30 protein-coding genes are annotated in these 23833 nt (G+C 68.4%); 16 read left to right on the forward strand and 14 right to left on the reverse strand.

Annotation, left to right across the window (positions count from 1 at the left end):
* Positions 1–90: 90 nt before the first annotated feature.
* From ACYVKA_RS16320 to ACYVKA_RS16330, 3 genes are all read right to left on the reverse strand, one after another.
* A complete protein-coding gene (locus tag ACYVKA_RS16320; protein WP_460707035.1) occupies positions 91–408 on the reverse strand; it encodes a type II toxin-antitoxin system PemK/MazF family toxin in 318 nt (105 codons plus the stop codon).
* Between the two features lies 1 nt (position 409).
* The gene (locus tag ACYVKA_RS16325; RefSeq protein WP_394275363.1) at positions 410–643 is read right to left on the reverse strand and encodes a YlcI/YnfO family protein; all 234 of its coding nucleotides are present in this window, start codon (positions 641–643) and stop codon (positions 410–412) included.
* A 73-nt stretch (positions 644–716) separates the two neighbouring features.
* Entirely contained in the window at positions 717–1829 is a 1113-nt protein-coding gene (locus ACYVKA_RS16330; RefSeq protein ID WP_460707037.1) for an alkene reductase, read from the reverse strand.
* Positions 1830–2219: 390 nt separating this feature from the next.
* Between ACYVKA_RS16330 and ACYVKA_RS16335 the strand changes: the two genes are divergently transcribed.
* Positions 2220–2423, forward strand: a complete 204-nt coding sequence (locus tag ACYVKA_RS16335; protein WP_460707039.1) for an antitoxin MazE-like protein — start codon at positions 2220–2222, stop codon at positions 2421–2423.
* 117 nt (positions 2424–2540) lie between these two features.
* Positions 2541–3392, forward strand: coding sequence for an alpha/beta fold hydrolase (locus ACYVKA_RS16340; protein ID WP_460707041.1), 852 nt, complete (start codon positions 2541–2543; stop codon positions 3390–3392).
* A gap of 10 nt (positions 3393–3402) precedes the next feature.
* Here the strand turns inward: ACYVKA_RS16340 and ACYVKA_RS16345 are convergent, their stop codons facing one another.
* Entirely contained in the window at positions 3403–3966 is a 564-nt protein-coding gene (locus tag ACYVKA_RS16345) for a TetR/AcrR family transcriptional regulator (RefSeq protein ID WP_460707043.1), read from the reverse strand.
* Between the two features lie 64 nt (positions 3967–4030).
* Here ACYVKA_RS16345 and ACYVKA_RS16350 point away from each other — a divergent pair, with 64 nt between their 5' ends.
* The 3 genes from ACYVKA_RS16350 to ACYVKA_RS16360 are packed head-to-tail and all read left to right on the forward strand — an operon-like array spanning position 4031 to position 6712.
* Positions 4031–4987 carry an alpha/beta fold hydrolase gene (locus ACYVKA_RS16350; RefSeq protein WP_460707045.1) on the forward strand — a complete coding sequence of 319 codons (957 nt, stop codon included), beginning with the start codon at positions 4031–4033 and terminating at the stop codon, positions 4985–4987.
* 35 nt (positions 4988–5022) lie between these two features.
* The gene (locus tag ACYVKA_RS16355) at positions 5023–5898 is read left to right on the forward strand and encodes a DUF3097 family protein (RefSeq protein ID WP_460707047.1); all 876 of its coding nucleotides are present in this window, start codon (positions 5023–5025) and stop codon (positions 5896–5898) included.
* A gap of 37 nt (positions 5899–5935) precedes the next feature.
* Positions 5936–6712, forward strand: coding sequence for an inositol monophosphatase family protein (locus ACYVKA_RS16360; RefSeq protein ID WP_460707049.1), 777 nt, complete (start codon positions 5936–5938; stop codon positions 6710–6712).
* A 31-nt stretch (positions 6713–6743) separates the two neighbouring features.
* Here the strand turns inward: ACYVKA_RS16360 and ACYVKA_RS16365 are convergent, their stop codons facing one another.
* A complete protein-coding gene (locus ACYVKA_RS16365; protein WP_460707051.1) occupies positions 6744–7622 on the reverse strand; it encodes an MBL fold metallo-hydrolase in 879 nt (292 codons plus the stop codon).
* Between the two features lie 79 nt (positions 7623–7701).
* Here ACYVKA_RS16365 and ACYVKA_RS16370 point away from each other — a divergent pair, with 79 nt between their 5' ends.
* From ACYVKA_RS16370 to ACYVKA_RS16395, 6 genes are all read left to right on the forward strand, one after another.
* The gene (locus ACYVKA_RS16370) at positions 7702–8013 is read left to right on the forward strand and encodes a hypothetical protein (protein ID WP_394277092.1); all 312 of its coding nucleotides are present in this window, start codon (positions 7702–7704) and stop codon (positions 8011–8013) included.
* Positions 8014–8115: 102 nt separating this feature from the next.
* Positions 8116–9138 carry a heat-inducible transcriptional repressor HrcA gene (gene hrcA, locus ACYVKA_RS16375; protein ID WP_460707140.1) on the forward strand — a complete coding sequence of 341 codons (1023 nt, stop codon included), beginning with the start codon at positions 8116–8118 and terminating at the stop codon, positions 9136–9138.
* An 11-nt stretch (positions 9139–9149) separates the two neighbouring features.
* The gene (dnaJ, locus tag ACYVKA_RS16380) at positions 9150–10337 is read left to right on the forward strand and encodes a molecular chaperone DnaJ (RefSeq protein WP_460707053.1); all 1188 of its coding nucleotides are present in this window, start codon (positions 9150–9152) and stop codon (positions 10335–10337) included.
* Positions 10337–11110 carry a 16S rRNA (uracil(1498)-N(3))-methyltransferase gene (locus tag ACYVKA_RS16385; protein ID WP_460707055.1) on the forward strand — a complete coding sequence of 258 codons (774 nt, stop codon included), beginning with the start codon at positions 10337–10339 and terminating at the stop codon, positions 11108–11110. The genes dnaJ and ACYVKA_RS16385 overlap by 1 nt, the downstream gene beginning before the upstream one ends.
* Entirely contained in the window at positions 11107–12378 is a 1272-nt protein-coding gene (gene tgt / locus ACYVKA_RS16390) for a tRNA guanosine(34) transglycosylase Tgt (RefSeq protein WP_460707057.1), read from the forward strand. The genes ACYVKA_RS16385 and tgt overlap by 4 nt, the downstream gene beginning before the upstream one ends.
* 13 nt (positions 12379–12391) lie before the next feature.
* Complete coding sequence (locus tag ACYVKA_RS16395) at positions 12392–13324, forward strand: PAC2 family protein (RefSeq protein WP_460707059.1); 933 nt, start codon at positions 12392–12394, stop codon at positions 13322–13324.
* A 66-nt stretch (positions 13325–13390) separates the two neighbouring features.
* Here the strand turns inward: ACYVKA_RS16395 and ACYVKA_RS16400 are convergent, their stop codons facing one another.
* Positions 13391–14125, reverse strand: a complete 735-nt coding sequence (locus ACYVKA_RS16400; RefSeq protein ID WP_460707061.1) for a GNAT family N-acetyltransferase — start codon at positions 14123–14125, stop codon at positions 13391–13393.
* 49 nt (positions 14126–14174) lie between these two features.
* Between ACYVKA_RS16400 and ACYVKA_RS16405 the strand changes: the two genes are divergently transcribed.
* Positions 14175–15194: a nucleoside hydrolase gene (locus tag ACYVKA_RS16405; RefSeq protein ID WP_460707063.1), complete on the forward strand. Its 1020-nt coding sequence runs from the start codon at positions 14175–14177 to the stop codon at positions 15192–15194.
* Between the two features lie 65 nt (positions 15195–15259).
* Here the strand turns inward: ACYVKA_RS16405 and ACYVKA_RS16410 are convergent, their stop codons facing one another.
* Together ACYVKA_RS16410 and ACYVKA_RS16415 are read right to left on the reverse strand one after the other, a co-directional pair.
* Positions 15260–15904: an HAD family hydrolase gene (locus ACYVKA_RS16410; protein WP_460707065.1), complete on the reverse strand. Its 645-nt coding sequence runs from the start codon at positions 15902–15904 to the stop codon at positions 15260–15262.
* Positions 15901–16647, reverse strand: a complete 747-nt coding sequence (locus tag ACYVKA_RS16415) for a queuosine precursor transporter (RefSeq protein WP_394275381.1) — start codon at positions 16645–16647, stop codon at positions 15901–15903. Before ACYVKA_RS16415 ends, ACYVKA_RS16410 begins: the two co-directional genes overlap by 4 nt.
* A 151-nt stretch (positions 16648–16798) precedes the next feature.
* Between ACYVKA_RS16415 and ACYVKA_RS16420 the strand changes: the two genes are divergently transcribed.
* Complete coding sequence (locus ACYVKA_RS16420; protein WP_460707067.1) at positions 16799–17281, forward strand: GNAT family N-acetyltransferase; 483 nt, start codon at positions 16799–16801, stop codon at positions 17279–17281.
* A gap of 203 nt (positions 17282–17484) precedes the next feature.
* Here ACYVKA_RS16420 and ACYVKA_RS16425 read toward each other — a convergent pair whose 3' ends face one another.
* From ACYVKA_RS16425 to ACYVKA_RS16440, 4 genes are all read right to left on the reverse strand, one after another.
* Positions 17485–18324, reverse strand: coding sequence for a DUF6297 family protein (locus ACYVKA_RS16425; protein ID WP_460707069.1), 840 nt, complete (start codon positions 18322–18324; stop codon positions 17485–17487).
* 112 nt (positions 18325–18436) lie between these two features.
* A protein-coding gene (locus ACYVKA_RS16430; protein ID WP_460707071.1) for an IS3 family transposase occupies positions 18437–19677 on the reverse strand; the annotation gives its coding sequence in 2 pieces (ribosomal slippage) (positions 18437–19362 and positions 19362–19677; 1242 coding nt in all).
* Positions 19678–19737: 60 nt separating this feature from the next.
* A complete protein-coding gene (locus ACYVKA_RS16435) occupies positions 19738–19974 on the reverse strand; it encodes a class I SAM-dependent methyltransferase (RefSeq protein WP_460707073.1) in 237 nt (78 codons plus the stop codon).
* Positions 19975–20236: 262 nt separating this feature from the next.
* The gene (locus ACYVKA_RS16440; RefSeq protein ID WP_460707077.1) at positions 20237–20737 is read right to left on the reverse strand and encodes a hypothetical protein; all 501 of its coding nucleotides are present in this window, start codon (positions 20735–20737) and stop codon (positions 20237–20239) included.
* Between the two features lie 301 nt (positions 20738–21038).
* On the opposite strand from ACYVKA_RS16440, the gene ACYVKA_RS16445 reads away from it, so the two are divergent.
* The gene (locus tag ACYVKA_RS16445; protein WP_460707079.1) at positions 21039–21302 is read left to right on the forward strand and encodes a hypothetical protein; all 264 of its coding nucleotides are present in this window, start codon (positions 21039–21041) and stop codon (positions 21300–21302) included.
* A gap of 404 nt (positions 21303–21706) precedes the next feature.
* Here the strand turns inward: ACYVKA_RS16445 and ACYVKA_RS16450 are convergent, their stop codons facing one another.
* Positions 21707–21910 carry a hypothetical protein gene (locus ACYVKA_RS16450; RefSeq protein ID WP_460707081.1) on the reverse strand — a complete coding sequence of 68 codons (204 nt, stop codon included), beginning with the start codon at positions 21908–21910 and terminating at the stop codon, positions 21707–21709.
* Positions 21888–22199 carry a polysaccharide deacetylase family protein gene (locus tag ACYVKA_RS16455; RefSeq protein ID WP_460707083.1) on the reverse strand — a complete coding sequence of 104 codons (312 nt, stop codon included), beginning with the start codon at positions 22197–22199 and terminating at the stop codon, positions 21888–21890. The genes ACYVKA_RS16450 and ACYVKA_RS16455 overlap by 23 nt, the downstream gene beginning before the upstream one ends.
* A gap of 108 nt (positions 22200–22307) precedes the next feature.
* Here ACYVKA_RS16455 and ACYVKA_RS16460 point away from each other — a divergent pair, with 108 nt between their 5' ends.
* Both ACYVKA_RS16460 and pip read left to right on the forward strand, forming a co-directional pair.
* Positions 22308–22748, forward strand: a complete 441-nt coding sequence (locus ACYVKA_RS16460) for a DUF5709 domain-containing protein (RefSeq protein ID WP_460707085.1) — start codon at positions 22308–22310, stop codon at positions 22746–22748.
* A 44-nt stretch (positions 22749–22792) separates the two neighbouring features.
* Positions 22793–23803: a prolyl aminopeptidase gene (gene pip, locus ACYVKA_RS16465; protein ID WP_460707087.1), complete on the forward strand. Its 1011-nt coding sequence runs from the start codon at positions 22793–22795 to the stop codon at positions 23801–23803.
* Positions 23804–23833 lie beyond the last annotated feature (30 nt).

The raw sequence follows: 23833 nt of genomic DNA on the forward strand, positions 1-23833 counted from the left end.
GCCCCACTGGGCACGTGCTGCAGCACGTGCCAAGTCAGCCTTGGACGTGCCCAGTCGGCGGGATCTGGGAAACCATGCTCCCCGTGCGTGTCAGTCCTCAAGGACGGAGAGCTCCAGGTCGTAGGCGAGGACCATGGCCACCGCCAGCGCGCGCTCCTGATCCGGGCGAAGGAAGCCAACGGGGCGGCCCAGCGCAGATGTCGGGATCGTCATGACGTTGTCGAGGGAGACTGCGCAGGCATGGTCGACCCCATTCCTGGCATCAAGTGGCACTTCGCTGGACAGGCCCTTGATCGTGGAGGTGATGGGTGCGACTGTCACCTTGGTCATTGCTGCCCGTGCTGCTTCTCGGGTCAGGACGAGCACAGGTCGGGTCTTGTCCAGCCTGGCCAGGCAGATCTCTCGCACGTCAGTCCTCGAAGGACGTGTTGGCGGCGGCCCAGACGACCAGTTCGTCAAGGTCGTCCTCGGCTCCCTGAGTGGCCAGGATCGCGGCATCAGCGATGGCGCTCTGGCGCCGCATCTCGCGCTCGACTGCCCGACTCACCAGGGCCGCCCTGCTGGCGACGAGGCCCTCGGCCACGCTCTGGTCCAAGAAGGCGACGAGTTCATCGGGGAGCCGGACCGCAATCTGTGTTGTCATGGCCCCATCATACCGAAGTGAATCCCAATCTGGGATGGATTCACCTGTTCCTGTCCTGACCGTGGTTGGGTGACTACGCCTCCTGGCCCGCGAAGGGGTAGTCGGTGTAACCCTTCGCACCGGGGGTGTAGAAGGTCGCGAAGTCCGGCGTGTTGAGCGCCAGCCCTTCCTGCCAGCGGCGCACCAGGTCGGGGTTGGCGATCAGCTGGCGCCCGACCACGGCGGCGTCCGCCAGGTTGTCCTCGACGATGTGCCTGGCCTCCTGCTGGGTGGTGACCGAGCCGAATCCGCTGTTCAGCAGGGTGAACCCGCCGAAGCGGGAGCGCAGGGCGGCCGGAAGGTCACCGTTGATGTCGGCGTGCAGGATCGACAGGTAGGCGATGTCCAGGTCGGCGATGCCGTCCAGCAGGGTCCCGTAGGTGGCCAGGACGTCGGTGCGGTCGTCCTCCACCACGCCCTGGATGTTGTGTTCGGGCGAGATGCGCAGGCCGACCCGGTCGGCCCCGATCTCGGCGGCGACGGCACGGACCACCTCGATGGACAGCCGGGCGCGGTTCTCGGGCGAACCGCTGTACTGGTCGGTGCGCTGGTTGCTCGCGGACGAGAGGAATTCGTGCAGCAGGTAGCCGTTGGCGTTGTGGATCTCGACGCCGTCCAGGCCGGCCGCGATGGCATTGCGGGCGGCGGTGACGAACTCGTCGACGATGCGGGGCAGTTCGCTGGTCTCCAGTGCGCGGGGCGTGGGGACGTCCTGCCTGCCGTCGGGTCCGTGCAAGGTGATGGGCAGCTCAACGCCTTGGGGGTCGCGCATGACCGGGGCGATGGCGCTGGGTGCCTCGGCCGGTTCGCCGTTGTTGATGCTGGGAAGGGTGAGGCGGCCGCCGTGCATGATCTGCATGACGATGGTGCCGCCGGCGGCGTGGACGGCGTCGGCGACCCGTCGCCAGCCGGCGACCTGATCGTCGGTGTGGATGCCCGCCTGTCCGATGAAGGCCTGCCCGACCGCGCTGGTGCGGGTGCCCTCGGTCACCACCAGGCCGGCCGTGGCGCGCTGCGCGTAGTACTCGACGTGCAGGTCGGAGGGCACGCCGTCGGTACCGGCACGCGACCGGGTCAGCGCCGCCATCGTCACGCGGTTCTTCAGCTGCAGGGCGCCCGCGGTCGCGGGGGCAAAGAGGTCAGTCACGGGTTCGTCTCTCCATCGGTGGTGTTGTCCGGAAGCACAACAACCGACCTGGTCGGACAATTCCCGCCCCCGGAGCCAACTGCCGAACCTCGGCCCTGCTCGCCGCCTGAGCACCCGTGCCACCGGATGGCGGGTCCTCCCTCTGGTCCGAACAACAGCTCGGCGCCCAGTGTGCACGTCGGAGGATGACTGGGCAGGTGGTGCAGCGCATGTCCAGTGAGTTCTGGACGTGCGGAGTCAGCGTCGACACGGTGATCCCAAGACCGATCGCCGGCTGGTTGCGACCGGACAAACCGTCGATGCGCACGGGGACATGCCGTGGAGTCCACGATGGGGCCCGGGGAGGCCAAGACCTTCCAAACCTCCTGTTTGCACAGAACACTGGTGGGCATGTCAGTTCAGAAGCAGGGAAGTGAGCACCACCGAATCAAGGAGCTGGGCCGTCGTCCGGGCCAGATCCGCCTCTCTGATGCTCGAAGCCGAGATTTCAAGGAGGAGGCACGCCGGCAGGCGTCGCTGGTGGCCATCCAGAACCGAGAGTTCGACGACCAGGACTTCGTGGAAGCCGTGAGCGTGGAGTGGGGCGACGAGTGAGAGACGGCTAATGACATGCACCGCCTTGGACGGTGCGCAAGCGAAAAAGTCGCACGTGCCGAGGATGGATATTTCACGCATCCACCCCGTGACCTCGAATCCCATAGGCTCACGGGAATGGAGCCAGACCACCAGACCGTGCAGACTCCCGACGGCAGAAGCCTTGCCACCCACACCTGGGGCAGCGGCGAGCGGGTGGTCGTCTTCGAGTCAGCACTGGGGCTCAGCGGACTGTGCTGGGCGCCGGTGGCGAACCTGCTGGACGGTCGAGTCAGGGCCGTGGCCTACGACCGCGCCGGCTACGGCAGGAGCACGCCGGGCGTTGGAGCCCGAACCCTCGACGCCCTGGCTGCCGACCTGGCGTGCGTGATCGAGGCCCAAGGGGTGCGAGACGTGGTCCTCGTCGGCCACAGCTGGGGCGGGCCAATCGTGCGTCGAGCGGTGGAGCTCATGCCCGCTGGAGTCGTGTCCTTGCTGGTGCTCGTGGATCCGTCAGACGAGCGGACCGAGGCCTACTTCACCCGCCGTACCCGGGCCGTGGAGTGGGTCCATGCCGTGATGTTCCCATCACGCGTTCGGGCCAAGCTCCTCAAGGCCGGGTTGCGGAAGGGGTTGGGGCCCGTCCTGGCCGCAGACGAACTTGAGGCCCTGATCAGTGCCTCCGCCAGCACATCCGCATTACGTGCCTGCGCGAAAGAGGGTCGTCGGATCCGCGCGGGGCTGCTGCAGCTCCGCGAGGGCACCCGGTCTGCGACCGTCCCCACCGTGCTCATCTCGGGCACCAAACCAGCTGTCGGCTCAGCGCGTCGCGACCTCCTTGGAGCCCACCAGCGATCCGTCGCAGCAAACCCCGGGTGGCGCCTGGTCGAGGCGCCTGATTCCGGCCACTACGTGTTGTTCACGCAACCGCAGCTCGTGGCGGACGAGATCCTGCGGGCATGCGACCTACGCGCCGGGGAGTCGGGCTGACAGTCGGGCGTCAGGAAATGATGACGCCGAGCCGTGCGAGGGCGTGCCTGATTCGGTCCAAGGCATCCTCGGGCGTGCACCACCCGACGAAGACGGCCTGGGTTGCGCCCTCGGCCATCAGGGTGAGGTCCAGGGCCGCCCCGTCAATGTCCTCGATGGTGGCTCCTTGTGCCCGAAGGCATCGGCCCACCTCGGACTGGACGCCCCGGCGAGCCTCGGTAAGTGCCTCCGCGATCCACGCGTCCGCGACGCTGGCGGCCACATAGGAGAAGTAGATGCTGGTTCCCGGCCGGCGGCTGGCGGCGGGGGAGATCGCGTGCGTCAGGAAGGCCCACAGGGTCACGGGTTCGCCGGGATCCCCGAGCGCCTCGGGGGTGGTGTGTGCCGCGCCCGCGAGCGTGGCCGACACGCTGCTGCGGACCAGGTCCTGCTTGGTGGGGAAGTAGTGCTGGACCCGTCCGGGGGACACCCCCGCGGCCGCCGCCACCGACCGCACGCTGACGGCCGCCAGGCCATCGCGTGCGATGACGCTCCAGACGGCCTGCAGGATCTGGTTCTGCTTCTCGGTGGACACCCTTGGCACTCTATCAATACGAATGTATCGTCTCCATGTGCGATACGTCCGTATTGGTCGGTTCATGAAGTGGCTCTGCGTCGCCACCGTGTGTGCGCTGGCAGCGGGGCAGCTCGTCGATCTGGTGCGCAGTGACCCGCGAGTGGGTCAGTGGCGAACCGTGCAGGACCGCGCCCGGTATGTGACGGCGCGTGACGAGGTGATGTCGAGGCTCCCGCGCCCCGACCACGAACGGTTCGTGGCCACCAGCTTCGGCCTCGTCCGCGTGGTCACGTGGGTGGGGGCGGAGCCGGGTGGCCCCGTGGTGCTCCTTCCGGGACGCAGCTCCGGAATCCCCATGTGGGCCGAGAACCTACCCAGCTGGATCGGCACGCGCACCGTCCATGCCCTGGATCCGTTGGGCGACGCGGGGATGTCGGCCCAGACAGTCCCTCTGTCTGGCCCGGCCGACCAGGCCCGATGGGTGTCGGAGGTGATCGATGCGCTGGACATCCCCAGGGCGCACCTGGTGGGACACAGTTTCGGGGCGGCGACGGCGGCCGTGGTGGCCACCCGGCATCCCGAACAGGTCGCCTCCCTGGCCCTGCTGGAGCCAGTCCTCGTGATCCAAGGACCGCCGACGTCGGTCCTGCTCTGGTCAGGCGTGCTGGCCCTGCCCACCCCGCAGTCCTGGCGAGACCATGCCCTGGCCCGGATCGGCGGCACGAGTGTCGAGGAAGTCCGCCAGCGGACCCCCATGTCGGAGATGATCGACGCCGCCAGCAGCGGCTATCGGCCCGCCATGCCCACGCCACCGAGGCTGTCCGACGAAGACTGGCGCCAGCTGGCGATGCCGGTCCGCGTCGACCTGGGCGCCGCCTCCACACTGTCCGGGCATGAGCGCGCAGCGGAGCGGATTCGAGCACTGCTGCCCGACGCGACGGTCAAGGTCTGGCCCGGCAGGGGGCACTCCCTCCCAATGGAGGAGAAGGATGCGCTCGGCGAGGAGTTGCTCGACTTCTGGTCTGGGGTGCCTCGCTGATCAGGCCCGTTCGCTCGCGTCCGTGGGCAGGAAGAATGGCGGCTGCGGTAACGTCCCGGGACGTGGATCGCTACAACAAGGACGTCCTGAGCGCGGGCTGGCAGAAGGCCGGCCAGAAGCAGACCATCGACATGCCCATGGAGCTGGGGATGATCGTCGAGGAGCCGTCGACCGGCTTCACCGGCGAGATCGTCAAGTGGGAGAACGGCGTGGTGGTGCTGGAGAACTACAAGCTCAGGCGGCGCTCCTTCCCGGTCGGGCCCGGATTCCTCGTCGAGGGCCAGTCGGTGAGGCTGTGCGTCCCGCCGCGCACCGGGGCTGCCGAGCAGAAGTACACCGCCTCCGGTTCGCGCGTTGCCCCCAAGGCGACGGCCAAGGTGGCGCTCCCGAGCCGCATCTACGTCGAGGGCCGTCACGACGCCGAACTGGTGGAGAAGGTCTGGGGCGATGACCTGCGCCATGTCGGCGTCGTGGTCGAGTACCTGGGCGGCATCAACGACCTGGTGGGCATCGTCGCCGAGTTCAAGCCCGAGAAGGGACGGCGCCTCGGCGTGCTCGTCGACCACCTGGTGACCGGCTCGAAGGAGACCCGCATCGCCCGCGAGGTGGCCAGGGGCGGCTACGGCGAGTACGTGATGATCGGCGGCCACCGCTTCATCGACGTGTGGCAGGCGGTCAAGCCCGAGCGCATCGGCATCAAGAAGTGGCCCGAGGTGCCGATGGACGTCGACTGGAAGAAGGGCACGCTGGCCGCGCTGAACCTGCCGCACAAGGACCAGAAGGACGTCGCCCAGGCATGGCAGGCGATCCTGAAGCGGGTCGACAGCTTCCGCGACCTCGACCCGGCCTTCAACACCGAGGTGGAGAAGCTCATCGACTTCGTCACCCAGGACCACGTCGAGGACTTCTGAACCCAGCCGCCTGCGGTGACCACATAGGCTGGGAGCCGTGGCCAGCACGCAGGACGTCCTCGAACTCATCCAGCAGGTGGCGGCCGAGGTGATCACGCCCCGCTTCCGGGCCCTGGCCGACGAGCAGGTGGAGCAGAAGCACCCCGGCGACTACGTCACCATCGCCGACCGCGAGGCCGAGGTGGTGCTGACCCGCGAACTGCTGCAGATGTTCCCCGACGCCCGAGTGGTGGGGGAGGAGGCCTGCTTTGCCGACCCCCGGCTGGAGTTCTCGCTGGGCGGCGCCGGACGCGCCTTCACCGTCGACCCCGTCGACGGCACCCGCAACTTCGTCAAGGGCAGCCCCGACCACGCCGTGATGGTCGCAGAGCTGGTCGACGGCAGCACCCAGCGGGCCTGGATCTGGCAGCCCGAGCACCAGAAGGCCTACATCGCCGAACTGGGTGCCGGCGTGGAGCTCAACGGTGAACCGCTGGTGCGTCGCGCTCCCGAGCGACCCGCCCTGGGGGCCACCAGCAAGGCGGCCCGCCATGGCTTCGACGCCGACGGTGGCCTGTCGCCCGTGGTGGAGTCCGCCTGGTGCTGCGGCATCGACTACCCGAACCTGCTGACCGGTGGGCTGGACTACCTCGTCTACAAGAATGTGCACCCCTGGGACCACCTGCCCGGGGCGTTGATGGTCACCGAACTCGGCGGCGAGGTCCGCACCTTCGACGCCCGGCCCTATACCGCCACCTGGCACGGGCCGGGCCTGGTCGCCGCGGCGACGCCCGAGCTGGCCGAGCAGGTCCAGCGGCTGTGGCGCGCGCCCTGAGCCGCCGCGGTCGTCGCCGTCCCTGGAATGCTCAGAGGCCGAGCAGCGGCAGGTTCCGGCTCTTCGTGACGCCCTTGGCCTCCAGCGCCCGGTAGAGGTGCGGCAGCGCATTGGCAACCGACTGGGGTGCGAAGGGCCAGTCCACCTCGCGCGGGCCGTTGAGGTCGGCGACCACGTCGTCGATGGTCATGCCCTTCTTGATGCAGTCCTCGGCGGTCGACCAGAGCATCGAGACGGCGGCGCGCTGTTGGGTCACCTCGTCGATACCGACCACCGGGCCGTGTCCGGGGACGAAGAGCGTCTCGGGCCTGGCATTGCTGGTGACCCCGTCGATGGCCTTGGGCCAGGTCTCCACCTGCGAGTCGGGCCCGACGAAGGGGTCGCCGCTGGTCTCGACCATGTCGCCGGTGAAGACCACCTTCTGGTCGGCCACCAGCACGAACAGGTCGGAGTCGCTGTGCCCATTGCCCAGGTGCACGATCTCGACGGTGCGCCCACCCAGGTCGACGGCCCGGATCAGCACCATCGGGTCGCTGGGCCCGACCAGTTCCGAGGGGTCGAAGCCGAGGTCGCGACGGATCACCTCGGGGTCGACGTCGGGATCATTGGTGCCGTCCAGGTGCTGCAGCAGGTTCTCGTGGCCGATGCTGATGACGTCCTCGATGCCCGCCAGCCCGTAGAAGTGGTCGAAGTGGGCGTGGGTGACCACGACGTGGGTGACCGGCCTGCCGACCAGCTCCTGGGCGCGGCGGGCCAGCTCACGGCCCTGCGCGGGCGACGAACCGGTGTCCACCATCAGCACGCCCTCCTGGCCGACGACCAGGCCGACGTTGACGCTGGCCGGCTGGCACTGCACCACACAGATGCCGTCGCGGACCTGCTGCCACTCACCGATCGAGAACTCACGCATGCGCACGAGCCTACTGGTGTCAGATGGCCGGTAGCGTGGGCCCCAAGACCGCACGCCCACCAGCAGTAGGGAGCACCTGATGGCACGTCCCGAGGTCGTCTGCATCTGCGGATCCACCCGCTTCGCCGAGCAGATGCACCAGGCCAACCGGGCCCTGACCATGGCCGGCGCGATCGTCGTCGCCCCGGGCGTCTTCGTGCACGCCGAGCCGGACTTCGAGGTGACGGCCGAGCAGAAGCAGGCGCTGGACGAGTTGCACCGGCACAAGATCGACCTCGCCGACCGGGTCCTGGTGGTCAACCCCGGCGGCTACATCGGCGACTCGACGCGCGCCGAGATCGACTACGCCCGCCGCACCGGCACGCCGGTCTCCTTCACCGACGAGGGCTGAGAGCCAGCCAGCACGACGCAGGAGCACGCCGTTGCGGCGCGCTATATTGGCACTCGCAATGCGTGAGTGCCAGCCGGGTGCCCGCCGGAGCGAGGAGGGATGATGCTGGACGACCGCAGGATGGACGTGCTCAAGGCCATCGTCACCGACTACGTCTCCAGCAAGGAGCCCGTCGGCTCGAAGGCCCTGGTGGAGCGCCACCAGCTGCGCGTCTCCCCGGCGACGGTCCGCAATGACATGGCGGTGCTGGAGGAGGAGGGCTACATCACCCAGCCCCACACCAGCGCCGGACGAATCCCCACCGACAAGGGCTATCGCCTGTTCGTCGACCGGCTCGCGACGGTCAAGCCGCTCTCGGCCGCCGAGAAGAGGGCGATCCGCACCTTCATGGAGGGCGCGGTCGACCTCGACGACATCGTCATGCGCACCGTGCGGCTGCTGGCGCAGGTCACCCACCAGGTGGCGATCGTGCAGTACCCGACCAGCAGCAGCACCCAGGTGCGCCACATCGAGCTGGTGAGCCTGCACGCCGACCGGATCCTGCTGATCCTGATCAACTCCAATGGTCGCGTCGACCAGCGCTCGGTGGAGCTGCCGGACCACTCGGAGGAGACGCTCGCCGTCCTGCGCACCCGGCTGAACGAGGCCGCGGTCGGGCTCACCCCGGCCAGGGCCGTCGAGCAGCTGTCGCTGCTGTTGGTGGACGAGATTGCGGGCGCCCAGGGGCTGCGCGAGCGCGTCGTGGTGGCCACCCTGCTGGAGATGCTGGCCGACGATCCGTCGACCCGGGTCGCGGTGGCCGGTGTGCCGAACCTGAGCCGCTTCGGCGACCAGTTCGAGACCACCGTCAAGCCGGTGCTGGAGGCCCTCGAGGAGCAGGTGGTGCTGCTGCACCTGCTGGGCGAGGCAGCCACCGCCGCCGGTGACGTCACGGTGCGCATCGGGCAGGAGAACCCCTTCGAGCGCCTCCAGTCGACCTCACTGGTCGCCAGCACCTATGGTTCACCGGACGAGTCCTGGGCATCGCTCGGGATCGTCGGGCCCACACGCATGGACTACCCCTCGACCATGGCCTCGGTTCGTGCCGTGGCCCGTTACGTTGGCCGCTTCCTGGCAGAAGGATGACAGACACACCCATGAGTTCCGACTACTACGAGATCCTCGGCGTCGACCGTGATGCGACGCCCGAGCAGATCAAGAAGGCCTACCGCCGCATGGCGATGAAGATGCACCCGGACGTGTCGAGCGAGCCGGATGCCGCCGACAAGTTCAAGCAGGTGCAAGAGGCCTATGAGGTGCTCTCCGACCCGCAGAAGAAGGCCATCTTCGACCGTGGCGGCGACCCGATGGGTGGCGGCTTCGGCGGCATGGGCGGGGCCGGTGGCTTCGGTGGCTTCCCGGGCGGCGGTTTTGGTGGCGGCTTCGACTTCACCAACCTGGTCGACGCGATGTTCGGCCAGCAGGCCCAGCGCGGCCCCCGTTCGCGCACCCGTCGCGGCCAGGACGCGCTGGTGCGCCAGTCGCTCGACCTGGCCGAGGCCGCCTTCGGCGTCACCAAGCCGCTGAAGGTGGAGACGGCCGTCGTCTGCCCGCGCTGCACCGGCAGCGGCTGCGCCGACGACTCCGAGCCAGTGACCTGCACCACCTGCAATGGCCACGGAGAGATCACGCAGATCCAGCGCTCCTTCCTGGGAGACATCCGCACCTCGCAGCCCTGCCCCAACTGCCGCGGCTACGGCACGGTCATCCCGCACCCCTGCGGCGAGTGCTCCGGCGAGGGACGCGTGCGTTCCAGTCGCACCCTGAACGTCAAGATCCCCGCCGGCGTGAGCACCGGCAACCGCATCCACCTTGAGGGCGAGGGCGAGGTCGGCCCCGGCGGCGGTCCGGCCGGCGACCTCTACGTCGAGCTGGTCGTCAACAGCCACGAGGTCTTCCAGCGTGACGGCGACAACCTGGAGATGGTGCTGCGCATCCCGATGACGGCCGCGGCACTGGGCACGACGGTCGACGTCGACACCCTGGAGGCCGAGCGCGAGGACTTCGACGAGGACGCCAAGCGACTGACCGTCGAGATCCCCGCCGGCACCCAGGGCGGCACCCGGGTGAAGGTCGACGGCCGGGGTATCCCGCGCCTGCGCGGCAATGGACGCGGCGACCTGGGCATCACCTTCGTGGTGCAGACGCCCACCAAGCTCGACTCGCACCAGAAGGACCTGCTGGCCCAGCTGGCCGAGGCCCGCGGCGAGATCAAGGTCAATGCTCATGTGCACAAGGGCAAGCAGGGGGTCTTCGACCGTCTCAAGGAAGCCTTCGGCGGCTGATGAGCGACGCCCTCTTCCTCGCGCCCCTGGTCACCGGCCACGGCGCCGAGGCCACCGCCGGTGACCGGATTGCGGTCACCGGCGACGAGGGACGCCACGCGGCCGTCGTGAAGCGGATCGAGCTGGGGGAGTCGGTGCTGCTGGCCGACGGCCATGGCCGCGCCGTGCGCGGACCCGTCGTGGAGGTCTCCCGGCAGGGGATCGTCGTGGAGGTGGCTGAGACCCTCGCCACCCCCGAACGGTCCCACCGCTGGGTGGCGGTGCAGGCCCTCGCGAAGGGCGACCGATCCGACCTGGCCGTCGAGACCATGACCGAGCTGGGCGTCGACGAGGTGCTGGCCTGGCAGGCGAGCCGTTCGATCGTGCGCTGGAGCGCCGAGAAGCAGGCCAAGGGCCTGGCCAAGTGGGGTTCCACCGCCCGCGAAGCCACCAAGCAGTCGCGCCGCTACCGCATCCCAGAGGTCGGGTACGCGACGACCAAGCAGCTCGTGCAGCGCATCGAGGCGGCCAGCCTGGCGCTGGTGCTGCACGAGTCGGCCACCGCCCACATCGGCGAGGTCCAGCTCCCGGCCGGGAGCACTGACAGCCCCGCCGAGGTGCTGTTCATCGTCGGACCCGAGGGCGGCATCAGCCCCGCGGAGCTGGCCGCCTTCCGCGAGGCAGGGGCGGTTCCAGTGCTGGTCAGCGATGGCGTGCTGCGCACCTCCACGGCCGGGGTCGTCGGCCTGGCCCAGCTGCAACTACTGGCCTCGACCACCCGGGAGTCCCGATGAGCTTCTCCTTCACCCCGCGCACCACGCTGGCCAATGGCGTCGGCCGCACGGGCACCATCAGCACCCCGCACGGCGAGATCCAGACGCCTGCCTTCATCGCCGTCGGAACCAAGGCGACGGTCAAGGCCGTGCTGCCCGAGGCCGTCAAGGAGCTCGGCGCCCAGGCCGTGCTGGCCAATGCCTACCACCTGTATCTGCAGCCCGGCAGCGACCTGGTGGACGAGGCAGGGGGGCTGGGCCGCTTCATGAACTGGGACGGCCCCACCTTCACCGACTCGGGCGGCTTCCAGGTGATGAGCCTGGGCGCCGGCTTCAAGAAGGTGATCGCGATGGATGCCAGCCGCGTCACCAATGACGACGTGATCGCCGAGGGCAAGGAGCGGTTGGCCCACGTCGACGATGACGGCGTCACCTTCAAGAGCCACCTCAACGGCGACCTGCACCGCTTCACCCCCGAGGTGAGCATGCGGGTGCAGCACGAGCTGGGCGCCGACATCATGTTCGCCTTCGACGAGCTCACCACCCTGATGAACACCCGCAGCTACCAGGAGAGTTCCCTGGAGCGGACCCGCCGGTGGGCCGAGCGCTGCCTCGCGGCACACCGCAAGCTCACCGAGGAACGCGTCGGCAAGCCCTACCAGGCCCTCTTCGGCGTGCTGCAGGGCGCGCAGTACGAGGACCTGCGCCGCAAGGCGGCCCGCGACCTGGGCTCGATGGAGGTCGACGGCCAGAACTTCGACGGCTTCGGCTACGGCGGTGCGCTGGAGAAGGAGAACCTCGGCACCATCTGCACCTGGATGAGCGAGGAACTGCCCTTCGACAAGCCACGCCACCTGCTCGGCATCAGCGAGCCCGATGACTTCTTCGCCGCCGTGGCGGCCGGCGCCGACACCTTCGACTGCGTGAACCCGTCCCGCGTGGCGCGCAATTCGGCGATCTACACCGCCGAGGGGCGCTACAACCTGTCGACGGCCCGCAACCGCCGCGCCTTCGAGCCGCTCGAGGACGGCTGCGACTGCTACACCTGCACCCACTACACCCGGGCCTACCTGCACCACCTGTTCAAGGCCAAGGAGATGCTCGCCTCGACCCTGGCGACCATCCACAACGAACGCTTCACGGTGCGGCTGGTGGACTCGATCCGCGACTCGATGGACTCGGGCGACTTCGAGGCCTATCGCGACGACTTCCTGGGGCGTTTCTACGCCTCCAAGGTGGCCGCCGCGGGGAATGCCGTGGCCTTGCCCAGCGTTGAGACCAGTGACTGAGAGAGGCGATGGAATGCGTGATCCGAGGGAACTGTACGAACTGTCCGGCGCACCGGTCTACGGTGCCCCTGCACTGGTGGCGCTGAGCGGCTTCATGGACGCGGGCCAGGCCGCGCAGATGGCGTCCCAGCACCTGATCGACACCCGCCCGAGCCGCATCATCGCCCGTTTCGACGTGGACCAGCTCGTGGACCACCGTTCGCGTCGGCCGCTGGTCACCTTCGACCGTGACCACTACACCGACTACCAGCCGATGGAGCTGGCGGTGCGGGTGGTCACCGACGATGCCGGCAAGGACTTCCTGCTGTTCACCGGGCCCGAGCCGGACTACCAGTGGGAGCGTTTCTGCGCCGCGGTGGCCATCCTCTTCGGTGAGCTGGGTTCGACGCTCGCCATCGGCATGCACGGCATCCCGTGGGGTGCGCCGCACACCCGGCCGGTGGGCCTGACCGCGCACTCGATGGACCCGCAGCTGATCGCCGACTACCCGACGATGCACGACAAGGTGCAGCTGCCCAGTTCGGTGGAGGCGCTGCTGGAGATCCGGTTGCCCGAGGCACACATCCGCACCGTCGGCTTCAGCGTCCACGTGCCGCACTACCTGGCCGGGGGAGAGTTCCCCGCGGGCTCGGTGCGCCTGCTGGACAGCGCCGCCGACGCGGCCGAGCTGTCCCTGGCGATCCCCGACCTGCGCAGTGCCGCCGACGCCTACCTGCGCGAGATCGACCAGCTGGTGGCCCAGAACCCCGAGAACGCTGAGGCGATCGGGCAGATGGAGGCCGCCTACGACCAGGCGACGGCGGGGCGCGAGATCGTCGGCCCCGACAAGCAGCCCAAGGTCAACGAGTCGGAGCTGCCCGACGGCGACGAACTGGCAGCCGAGTTCGAGAAGTACCTCAAGGACACCGACGACAAGGGTGGCAAGGAGGGCGGCTTCAGCCTCTGAGCTCCCCACCACATCGTTGTGAGGGCGAAATGATCCGACACCGGATCATTTCGCCCTCGCTTCGCGTCACAGGCTTTCGTGCTTCCGGGCAAGCTCGGCCACGAGATCGTCGCTGGCGCGGATGCCGCCGGCCTCGACGCGGGCCAGGGCCATCCCGGTGGCCCGCAGACGATCGAGCGCGGCCTGGTCCTTGGCACGGAGGGCCTGCGCCTGGGCCCGGTGGAGCTGGCGGCGGGTGTCGGGGTAGGTCTCGAGCCACTCGTCGAGGGTGATCCGGTACTCCACGACTCCCTCCTCCCGGCCCGGCACCGGGTCCTCGTGAGGCCATGGTCTGTGGGAACACTCCCGCATGCCGATTCGCTCCATCACGCGGCGGGAGGCGGCATTGACCACCATCGTGTCGGCGGTCACCGTGCGGGCGCTGAGCTGGTCGAAGGCATGCTCCAGCAGGGCACGCGACCCCTCGGTGGCCAAGCCCTGACCCCAGTGGTCCGGGTGCAGCCGGTAGCCGAGTTCGGGGGTGAAGATGTCGCCCTCCGCTCCGGCGCGCAGGTGGAACCAGCCCAGGAAGCTGCCCTCGCTGGGGCCTTGGGCGGCGTCGACAGCCGCGAACCAGCCCATGTCGTGGTGCAGGCTGTTGACCGCCAGACAGCGTCGCAAGCCGGCCTCGGACTCCTCACGGGTGCGGTGCGTGGTGCGCAGGAAGCTCAGCACACCGTCGGCCTGGTCGAGGGCGTGGAAGTCGTCGAGGTCACCGAGTTCGAGCGGGCGCAGCAGGAGGCGGGGCGTACGGATCAGCATGCAGACATTGTGACCCGTGCGCACGAGCCCCGTCGGGCAGACTGGGCGGGTGAAGATCCTGGCCGACGTCGACACCGGCATCGACGATGCCTGCGCCCTGCTCCAGCTGTGTGGACTGCCCGACGTGGAGCTGATGGGCGTCACCACCACGTCGGGCAACACCACCGCGTCACAGGCGGCGCTGAACACCCTCGCGGTGCTCGACGTGGCGGGCCGGCCCGAGGTGGAGGTGTGCGTCGGCACGCCGGAGCCCCTGGTGCGGCCGCTTGCCACCACACCGGAGACCCACGGTCCCGGGGGCATCGGCTATGCCGCCCTCGACGACCTGGGGGACCGCCTGTCGACGCGCCACTGGCTGGAGCTGTGGCGCGAGGCGCTGGAGGCCGAGCCGGGCGAGGTGACGCTGCTGGTGACCGGCCCGACGACCAACCTCGCCGTGGCGTTGCGCGAAATGCCCGAACTGCCCCGACTGGCACGGCGCATCGTCATCATGGGCGGCTGCTTCTGGCACCTGGGCAACACCACCCCGACGGCGGAGTGGAACACCTGGTGCGATCCCGACGCGGCCAAGCAGGTCTGCGAGGCCTTCGAGGGGCTGCCCGAGCAGCAGTTGCCCATCTGGTGCTCCACCGACCAGACCGAGCGCATCGAGTACCGCCCGGAGCTGCTCGACGACCTCCTGGTGTCGTGTGGGGCATCCCCGGTGGGTTATTCGGCGGGCCGAGCTCGGGTCGAGGAAGCCGAGGCCAGGACGGGGCACCGCGCCCTGGACCTGCTCACCGACGCCTTGCGCTTCTACTTCGAGTTCCACCACGACTACGACCAGGGCTACGTCGCCCACCTGCACGACCTGTTCGCCGCGCAGGTGGCAGCCGAGGTGGCGACGGTCGAGCTGGCGACGACCGTGATGGACGTCGAGGCCAGCTCCGACCTGTTGCGGGGCACGACGGTGCGCGACGACCGGCAGATCTGGGGCCGTCGCCCGAATGCCCGGGTGGTGGTCGACTGCCGCCCCGACCAGGTCTTCGCCACCTTCGCCGGTGGCCTGCAGCGACTGGTGGCCGGCTGAGACGGTGCGGCGCCGGCCCCCTTGCGAGAGGGTCGGCGCCGCCGGTGTGGTGGCCGGGTGCTGCGTCAGAGCCCCAGCAGGGGTCGCAGCTCGTCAACTCCGGCCACGACGCGCTCGGGCGCGAGGCCGAGCGACACGAAGGCCTCGGCGTCGAAGAGTCCCGTGGTGACGGCCACGAAGTCCAGTCCGGCCTCGTCGGCCGCCTGGGCATCCATCAGCGCATCGCCCACATAGTTCACGTGGTCGACACCCTCGCGTGCCAGCTGGTCCAGCGCGGCGTCGAAGACGCGCGGGTCGGGCTTGTGGTGGCCGGTCACGTCGGCCCCGTGCACCAGGGCCAGACGCGGCATCGGGAAGCCGCAGCCTTCCAGGTCGGCCAGCGCCATGTCGGTGTTGGTGGAGGTCACCACGCCGACCGCGACGTCCTGGTCGAGGAGCTCCTCGACCAACTCGACTGCTCCCGGCACTGGAAGTTTGCGGAAGCGCTCGGCCGAGGCCTTGTTGGCGGCCCGCATCGCCTCGACGGTGTCGGCGTGCTGGTAGAGCAGGCCGATCATCTCGTCGAAGGGCTTGCCCCAGTGCTCGGCCAGGGTGGCGTCGTCGAGCGTGATCCCGTAGGACTCCTGGGCGACGTGGCGGTGGTGGGCCCACTTGACCTCCCGCGTGAGCAGGAGGGTGTCGTCCATGTCGAACAGGACCGCGCGGCTCACAGGGCCACCTGACGGCCGTGTGCCATTTCGTAGGTGGGTTCGACGCGCTTGAGGTACTTGATCACCTGCAGCGTGATCGGCACGACGCAGATCTCGACGAGCACCTTGTAGAAGTAGCCGGTGACGGTGTAGTTGGTCAGCTCGGCCAGGGTGATGGTGCCGGCGAAGGCGATGGTGCAGAACAGGGTGGTGTCCACCAGCTCGCCCAACAGTGTGGAGGTGATCAGGCGAAAGGCCACCTGGCGTTCGGCGAAGCGGCGCTTGAGGCGCACCACCACCAGCGAGTTGAGCAGGTTTCCGGCGAGGTAGCCGGCGAACCCGGCCAGCGCGATGCGGGTGGCCGGGGCCAGCACCTGGTCCCACGCCTCGAAGCCCTCCACGGGCGTGGTCCAGCCGACCACCTTGTAGGTGGCCGCGGCCAGGAAGGTCATGGCGAAGCCGGTCCAGATGGCACGCTTGGCGCGCTGCCAGCCGTAGACCTCGGTCATGATGTCGCCGACGACGTAGCTGAGGGGGAAGAGGAAGGCTCCGCCGTCGAAGATGAGCGGGCCACCGCCGGCGAACAGGTCGCTGATGACCGGAACGGTGGGGCCGACGAAGAGCTTGGTGGCGGTGACGCCGGAGATCAGCAGCAGGCCGACGAAGACGGCCACCACGATGTCGTAGTAGGTGTGGGGGACTCGGGCGTACTCGACGCCCTGTCCAGAGGCGGGCTCGGCCGCGGTGTCAGTGGAAGTGGTCACAAGCCGTCATCCAACCATTCGGGGGCGCCTGACGGGCAACTCGTCCACGATCGCGTCGGGGTCAGCTGCTGGGGCCGGATTGGACGGCGCCTGGTGTGCGCGGTGGAAAATCAGTGGCGCTCCCCGCCTGCACGGGAGGACGGTTGGGCGTATGGACACTGCGAAGGTCATCGCCCGCCGCGTGCTGGATGAGCCGAAACCAACCCCGAGTGGCTGGACGCTGGACTCCTTGGAGCAGGTGGGGGAGCAGGACTTCAATCGGGTGATGCTCCGGGCCAGTGATGGTGACCCCTACGACACCAGCACCCCGGAGAGCGCTGAGGCGGATTTTCGCGAGTTGGTCGAGGCGGCGGGGGGCCAGTTCGATCCGCGAGGGTGGTATCTCGTCCGGGACGACCGTGGCGACGTCGGTGTCGTCCTGCCGCAGGTCTTCCCTGACGAGCCAACCACCGGCACCTTGTTCTATGTCGCCGTGGTGCCCGAGCGCCGAGGAGAGGGACTGGGCCGGGCCTTGCACCGGTTCGGCCTGTCCGAGCTGGCCAGGCGCGGGGCCAAGGCCTACGTCGGTTCCACCGATGCGACCAACGAGCCCATGATCGCGATCTTCACCGCCAACGGCTGCAGCCTCTCCTGAGAAGCCAGCTGGGGTCGGACGTCAGTCGGGCACCGTCGATGGTTTGCCTGCGGGCCGCAGATCCAGCGGTTGCGTCTTCCAGGAGCTCATTGCGGGTGGCGTCGTCCCGTCACCTGATACCCCTACCACGACGCGGAGCAGTAGCCGCCGCCCCAGCCCTCACCATGTTCGTTGGGGGCAGCATGGGGATGTGTCCGTAGTGTCTAGCGGAGGCCTGCCATCAGCACGACGAGGACGACGACGTCCCAGCCGCGCGCTGCCGTGAGGATGGCTCCCAGTGGGATCGCGCCCGCCTCGGTCATGACCAGCCCAGTGGCGAAGTCTGGTGGTGGCGTCGAGACCAGGCGCAAGGCACCGGCGAGTGCGGCACCGTTCAGGACCACCGACACCGCCAGGGCCACGAGAAGCGCAGTGCCGACGCCGATAAGCAGTCCGGCGAGCACCAGTGAGTTCACGAGCGCCACCGTCGCGGCGCCCGAGCAGCTGGCAGCGTCCCAGGTCCAACCGGCCGGGAAGTTGCGGCGCGCTCCGCTGGATGATGCCATCACGCGTCGCATCGTCATGGCGGCAGCCAGGATCGGCATCAAGACGACGGCCGGCCACAGCGCCAGCGACGGAGCTACGGCCATGGCTGTCACACAGCCCAGGTCCACGACAACCAGCCCCACGATCAACAGCCAGGGCTGACGCAGGACGGCTCGTTGCACGTCGTACCAGGCCACTGCGCGTCGTCCACGTCCAAGGCCATGGAGGCGGTTGTGGGGATTTCGCGCGGTGCGGCGGCTGACCAGGTCGAGGACCAGACCAGTGTCTGCGCCTTGCGCGCCACCAGTCAGGGCAGTGCGGCCTCGGGCGGCGCGCAGCAGGTCGTGACGTGATATGTCGCCCAGGCAGCGCCAGGCCTGGAAGCCAGCCATCGCCACGAAAGCCACCAGAACAGCGACCAGGATCCACGCGTCAGTGGTGATCGCCACCATCATCAGTGCCGCCAGCACCGCGCCGGTGTCGCCGATGCCGAGACCCTGCTGGTTCAACAACATCATCAGGACCGCCGACAAGGGTGTCAGGGCCACTGCCACCGTCCAACCGAGTCCGGGCGACAGGGCGAGCCACACAGGGGCCTTACCCCTGGATCGTGGACACGTTGATGTGTGATTACGCTGCGGTGGGCAGCGTAGCGGCCCGGCGGGCCTCGTAGGCGTTCGGGGACAGGTAGCCGCACCAGGAGTGGCGACGGCGAGTGTTGTAGCGGGTGAGCCAGCGAAAGACCTGCCGGCGACACAACTCGGGCCCGGCGAAGGTGGCAGCGCCGGTCAGGACCTCGCGTTTGAGGGTGGCATTGAACGACTCGGCCAAGCTGTTGTCAGCACTCGTCCCGACCGCCCCCATCGACTGGGTCACCCCAAGACGCTGGCAGAGCTTGGCGTAGGCCTGGGAGGTGTAGACCGACCCGTGGTCGGAGTGGAAGATCGCCCCGCGCAGGCTTCCCCGTTCGGCGGCAGCGGCTTTCAAGGCGTCTTCGACCAGCTCGGTGCGCATGTGGTCCGCAATGGCCCAGCCGACCAGCTTGCGGGAGTAGCAGTCGATCACGGTGGCCAAGTACCAGTTCCCACCCCCGTGCAGGGGCAAGTAGGTGATGTCACCGACATAGCGCTGGTTCGGCTTCTCGGCGGTGAAATCCCTGCCAAGCAGGTCGGGGAACTTCTCATCAGTCGGTTCCGGGATGGTGGTGCGGACCCGTCGACGCAACCTGGTCCCTGCCAGGCCATGACGGCGCATCACCCGCGCGACACGTTTGTGGTTCACCCGAGCCTCGGGTTCGGCACCGTCATTGAGTTCGGCGGTGACCCGCGGCGCCCCGTAGGCCGGATCCCCGCCAACCCTCGGATCCTGAACCCGGCGGATTCGTGCGGCGAGCTGGGCATCGGCCTCAGCGCGCTGCTGCCGGGCCGGGCCGGCTTTCTGCCAGGCGTAGAACGCCGAGCGGGACAGCTCCAACACCTGGCACAACCGCTTCACCTGGTAGGTGGTCTGGTGGTCAGCGACGAACTGGAAGCGGTTCACCAGTTCGTCTCCCCGGCGAAATACTTGGCCGCCTTGCGCAGAATGTCCCGTTCGGTCTCCACCCTGGCCTTGTCCGCTCGCAGCCGGGCATTCTCTGCCTCCAACCGGGCGATCCGCGCCGCCGGTGCCTCCAGCGACTGCCCACCCTCAGGTCGGGCCGGAGCGTCGCTGCCCGACCTGGCACCGTTGCCCAGGTCCTTGACCCACAACGCGAGGGTCCCGCGCGAGACCCCAAGGTCAGCGGCGATCTGCTTCAGTGTCGCGTCCGGCGTGGTCTCGTACAGGTCAACAGCCTGCTGACGGAACTCCGCCGAGTAATTCTTCCTCGCCATGATGACGATCCTCTCGCTTCCTCCAGCCCATGCTGGATTCCACGTGTCCACAACCCGGGGTCAAGCCCCGCTTCCCGGGACTTCCTGGTTGGTCATGGCAACCATGTCGGGATCGGAATCAACAGCCGTGACGTCCAGACCCTTCTCGAACAACGCGCGGGTGAGGGTTCCCGTCCCGCTTCCCACGTCGAGCACCGGCCCATCCACGAGGTCGCCCAGGATGCGGTCCCCGGGTCCGGCGCACAGTAGTGCGAACGATTCCTTGTAGGCCTGCGAGACGCCGCTCCAGCTGCTCATGCGGGTCAGTCTCCCCGCACCAGGGCGACGGATCGCACACCATCGCTCGTGGCAGAGCAAGTCCAGTCAATGGGGGAGCCGTCCATCGTGCGAAGGCAGTGCGCCCCAAGAACTGGCTGGAAAGGACCAAGGGCATGGCCATGACCACGAAGCGGGGCGCTCTTGGAATGTCCGTGTCAAGAACCAGCCAGAAGATCCAGATGACGAGGAGGACGGCTGCAATTGCGGCGAGATCGGTGCGGAGGGGCAGAGCTGACTGCCGTCAGGAAAGAATCTCCATGATGGGCTGCAGTTGGATCCATGGCTGAACCGTGGCGATCCAGTCATCCCATGCACGTGAGGCGAGCGGAACCGATATCTCCACTTTGCGGGTGAGCTTGTCGGGATGGAAGTGCTCAACGGCGTTCAGTCTGGCCTCCAGTTCTTCCGGCATCGTTGCCAGCAGGGCAATCACGTGGTCGTGGTCGATCCCGTCAGGCCGCGTGCGATACGGATCGGACCAGTGGTGCGTCACGGGTTCGAAGTCATCGGCGCACAGTGAGGTCTGGTCCCAGCAGCCAAAGGTCCTGACCAGACCAGAACATTCCATGCGGTACGGCATGGTGCTGTCGGGGAAAGAGATCGGGACGGCGCCGTAGCTGCGCTCTCCTGCACCATGTGGGTTGGGCGGGTAGGAGAGCCACTGCCCCTCGTGATCGTTCCTGAGCTCGCCCAGGACCGCGACACGGGCGCCCAGCGGCACGGACGCATAGGGATTCTCCATGGGTCTCACTATTCAATGCCCGGCCAGGTGCCACAAATGAGCCTGTGCCTTCACGCCGCGTGGCGCAGACGCCCTTGAGCCCCTTGCCGAGTGTCAGAGAACCGTGCGTGCACGGCCCGTGGCGCGCAGAAGCACTACGAACCTGCGTTCGCGACCAATGGGAACTCCCGCAGGTGACGGCTCCGCTTGGAAAGGTGCCGCGACATCTTGAGATCTGGGGCACTGGGCGGACGGCCCTCCGAGTGACCAGCAGGAGACAAGAACCTCCACACGTGATCAGACCCACTTGGAAGGTGACGTCGTGGAAGACTGGCTGTCGACCGTTCCTCGCAAGCCGTCCACGCAACCTGGGCCACTCTGGTGGTGGCGCTGCCTGAATCGTCCTCTGGAATCGGGAGACATCGTGACTGACCTCGTCAACATGTGGTTCATTGCCAGCGCGATCCTGATCATTTCCGTGGTCCTGTGGGCGTGCGGGAGGATCGGCGAATCGAAGTCGTCGCAACCCCAGATGATCTTCGGGATCAAGACGCGGACGACGACCAGGACTCCCGAGCATTGGTAGGCCGCCCACCGGGCTGCTGGACCAATGTGTCGAGCATTCAGCGTCCTCACCCTGCTCTTCGCCATCGCAGTCGTCGCCATCGGATACACGACCGAACCGCAGAGGGCCATCCCCCTGGGGATTTCCCTGTTGCTGGGCAGCACGATCGCCTGGGCGACGATCGCCTTGGTCGTGGCAGATCGAGCGGCGCGCAGGATCTCGCAGGATTCAGCCCACAGCAGCTGAACAGGCGATCCTTGGCATCGCGCGGGTGATGGACCATGCCTCTCCACGCGCCGCACGAGCGCAGCAGCTCCAGACGCGTGTGCCAGGCGCGGACGCCCGGGTGCTCATTCCCGCACCTTCCCGGGACCCCGGGGTCGAGTCGAGGCCACCAGCTCCTGGACGGTCACGCGCTGGTCGCCTCAGAACACCTCGGACAGGTGGGCGAAGGTGATGCCGCGCTCCAGCAGCCTTGGCACGGCGACGGCCATTCCCTCGGCGGTGGCATTGCGCGGCTGGTTCATGTGGCCGATGACGATGTCGCCGGGGCGGGTGGCCGACATCTCCTGGATGATCTGGCCGCGGGTGAAAGTGGTTCCGGCGTCACCATTGATCGAGAAGTTCATCGGCAGCTGGCCGAGTGCGCACGATGCGGGCGGCGACCTCGTCCATGTGGGCGGTGCCGGAGCGGAAGAAGCGCGAGGCCCGTCCGGTGAGCTTCGTCAAGGTGGCAATGGTGCCCGCCACCTCGTCGTAGACCTCGCCGGCATTGTGCGTGCCCTGCTCGGCGTAGCCCTTGCGTCCGCTGACCGACAGGGGAAGGTGCTTCGTGCCGTGGTTCTGCAGGTCGAAGAGCGGATCGGCGGCCAGCAGAAGAAGCTGGCGCCGATCGAGGGGCTGACGCGCAGGCTTCACAGGCCCATCCTAGCCCGCCGGGGTTCGCCCCGGAAGATGTGGTGAAAACCGCACCGACAAGCAGGTTTACCTCCTGACAAGTGCCCTGGAAAGTGCCATCATCGGGTCATGGAAGACATGATCGAAGTCCCACAGGAATCGGAGCAGCTGGACCAGCTCCAGCGCGGCGACACGCTCGTCGACCGTGGTGTCGACGACGTCCTTGACGAGGGCTACACGGCCCCCGAGCACTGGTCGGTCGCCCAGGGCCACGGCAACACCCTGCGCGAGATGCGCGAGGGCCAGACCCTCGACGAGCGACTGCGTCAGGAGACCCCCGACCTCGACCCCGACAAGCCGCTGGAGAAGTGGAACCCGGGCGGTGAGAAGCGCGAGGTGGGATCGCGTCGTGCTGGCCGTCTGGTGGATGCCAACCACGGCTACCCGGGCACCGACCGGGAGGCCGAGGCCGTCGCGGACGAGGTCGGCATCGACGGGGGAGCAGCGCCCGCCGAGGAGGCCGCGGTGCACGTCATCGACTTCGCCGAGGAGATCGACGACGAGTCCTGAGGCCCGGTCCCGTCGCGGCGGAGGCCTGGTGGCAGGATCGTGCCATGAGCCAGACCTTCCGCAGGAGCACTGATGTCGTCGACGGCGCCGACCTGAACCCCGAGCGTGTGCTGTACCCGCCCATCGAGCCCTACGAGACGGGCATGCTCGACGTGGGCGACGGCCAGCAGGTCTACTGGGAGCAGTCGGGCAATCCTGACGGGAAGCCCGCCGTCTTCCTGCACGGAGGCCCAGGCGGCGGTGGCGGCACCGACCGCCGCCGCTTCTTCGACCCGGAGCGGTACCGCATCGTCGTGCTCGACCAGCGCAACTGCGGCTCCTCGACGCCCAGCGCCGCCGACGGGGCAGACCTTGCCACCAACACCACCTGGCACCTGGTGGCAGACCTAGAGAAGCTCCGCGAACACCTGGGCATCGAGCGCTGGCTGGTCTTCGGTGGCTCCTGGGGCAGCACGCTGGCCCTGGCCTACGCCCAGACCCACCCCGAGCGGGTCACCGAGCTGGTGCTGCGCGGCATCTTCACCCTGCGCCGCAGCGAACTGGACTGGTACTACAACGAGGGCGCCAGCAACATTGCGCCGCAGTGGTGGCAGGCCTTCATCGCGCCCCTCAAGGAGGCCGGGCACGACCTCTCGCAGTGCAACATGGCCGGCTACCACCGGCTGCTCTTCGGCGACGACCCTGACATCGCCCTGCGGGCAGCGCAGGCCTGGACCCGGTGGGAGGCAGCCACCAGCTACCTGCTGTGGAAGGAGGAGGCGCTGCACGAGACGCCCGAGCACGAGCTCACCTTCGCCCGCATCGAGAACCACTACTTCACCCACGGCGGCTTCCTGCGCGAGGGCCAGCTGATCGACGAGGTCGACCGCATCCGCCACATCCCCGCCGTCATCGTCCAGGGCCGCTACGACCTGCCCTGCCCCGCCCGCACCGCCTACGACCTGGCCGAGGCCTGGCCCGAGGCCGAACTGCACGTGGTGCTGGCCGGGCACTCGGCCTTCGAGCCGAACATCGCCAGCGAGCTGGTCACGGCCACCGACCGCTTCGCCGCCTGAGACACCACGGCCGCGACTCCGACGAGGCCG

This window comes from Luteococcus sediminum (assembly GCF_054783495.1).

Excerpts from the sequence above, each read along its gene's own strand:
- ACYVKA_RS16355 (WP_460707047.1), top strand. The coding sequence starts at position 5,023 with ATGGCGGCTGCGGTAACGTCCCGGGACGTGGATCGCTACAACAAGGAC.
- ACYVKA_RS16450 (WP_460707081.1), bottom strand. The coding sequence starts at position 21,910 with ATGAACTTCTCGATCAATGGTGACGCCGGAACCACTTTCACCCGCGGC.
- ACYVKA_RS16425 (WP_460707069.1), bottom strand. The coding sequence starts at position 18,324 with ATGATGTTGTTGAACCAGCAGGGTCTCGGCATCGGCGACACCGGCGCG.
- ACYVKA_RS16340 (WP_460707041.1), top strand. The coding sequence starts at position 2,541 with ATGGAGCCAGACCACCAGACCGTGCAGACTCCCGACGGCAGAAGCCTT.
- ACYVKA_RS16325 (WP_394275363.1), bottom strand. The coding sequence starts at position 643 with ATGACAACACAGATTGCGGTCCGGCTCCCCGATGAACTCGTCGCCTTC.
- ACYVKA_RS16335 (WP_460707039.1), top strand. The coding sequence starts at position 2,220 with ATGTCAGTTCAGAAGCAGGGAAGTGAGCACCACCGAATCAAGGAGCTG.
- tgt (WP_460707057.1), top strand. The coding sequence starts at position 11,107 with ATGAGCTTCTCCTTCACCCCGCGCACCACGCTGGCCAATGGCGTCGGC.
- ACYVKA_RS16400 (WP_460707061.1), bottom strand. The coding sequence starts at position 14,125 with ATGCTGATCCGTACGCCCCGCCTCCTGCTGCGCCCGCTCGAACTCGGT.
- ACYVKA_RS16350 (WP_460707045.1), top strand. The coding sequence starts at position 4,031 with ATGAAGTGGCTCTGCGTCGCCACCGTGTGTGCGCTGGCAGCGGGGCAG.
- pip (WP_460707087.1), top strand. The coding sequence starts at position 22,793 with ATGAGCCAGACCTTCCGCAGGAGCACTGATGTCGTCGACGGCGCCGAC.
- ACYVKA_RS16385 (WP_460707055.1), top strand. The coding sequence starts at position 10,337 with ATGAGCGACGCCCTCTTCCTCGCGCCCCTGGTCACCGGCCACGGCGCC.
- ACYVKA_RS16435 (WP_460707073.1), bottom strand. The coding sequence starts at position 19,974 with ATGAGCAGCTGGAGCGGCGTCTCGCAGGCCTACAAGGAATCGTTCGCA.
- ACYVKA_RS16460 (WP_460707085.1), top strand. The coding sequence starts at position 22,308 with ATGGAAGACATGATCGAAGTCCCACAGGAATCGGAGCAGCTGGACCAG.
- ACYVKA_RS16365 (WP_460707051.1), bottom strand. The coding sequence starts at position 7,622 with ATGCGTGAGTTCTCGATCGGTGAGTGGCAGCAGGTCCGCGACGGCATC.
- ACYVKA_RS16420 (WP_460707067.1), top strand. The coding sequence starts at position 16,799 with ATGGACACTGCGAAGGTCATCGCCCGCCGCGTGCTGGATGAGCCGAAA.
- ACYVKA_RS16370 (WP_394277092.1), top strand. The coding sequence starts at position 7,702 with ATGGCACGTCCCGAGGTCGTCTGCATCTGCGGATCCACCCGCTTCGCC.
- dnaJ (WP_460707053.1), top strand. The coding sequence starts at position 9,150 with ATGAGTTCCGACTACTACGAGATCCTCGGCGTCGACCGTGATGCGACG.
- ACYVKA_RS16395 (WP_460707059.1), top strand. The coding sequence starts at position 12,392 with ATGCGTGATCCGAGGGAACTGTACGAACTGTCCGGCGCACCGGTCTAC.
- ACYVKA_RS16440 (WP_460707077.1), bottom strand. The coding sequence starts at position 20,737 with ATGGAGAATCCCTATGCGTCCGTGCCGCTGGGCGCCCGTGTCGCGGTC.
- hrcA (WP_460707140.1), top strand. The coding sequence starts at position 8,116 with ATGCTGGACGACCGCAGGATGGACGTGCTCAAGGCCATCGTCACCGAC.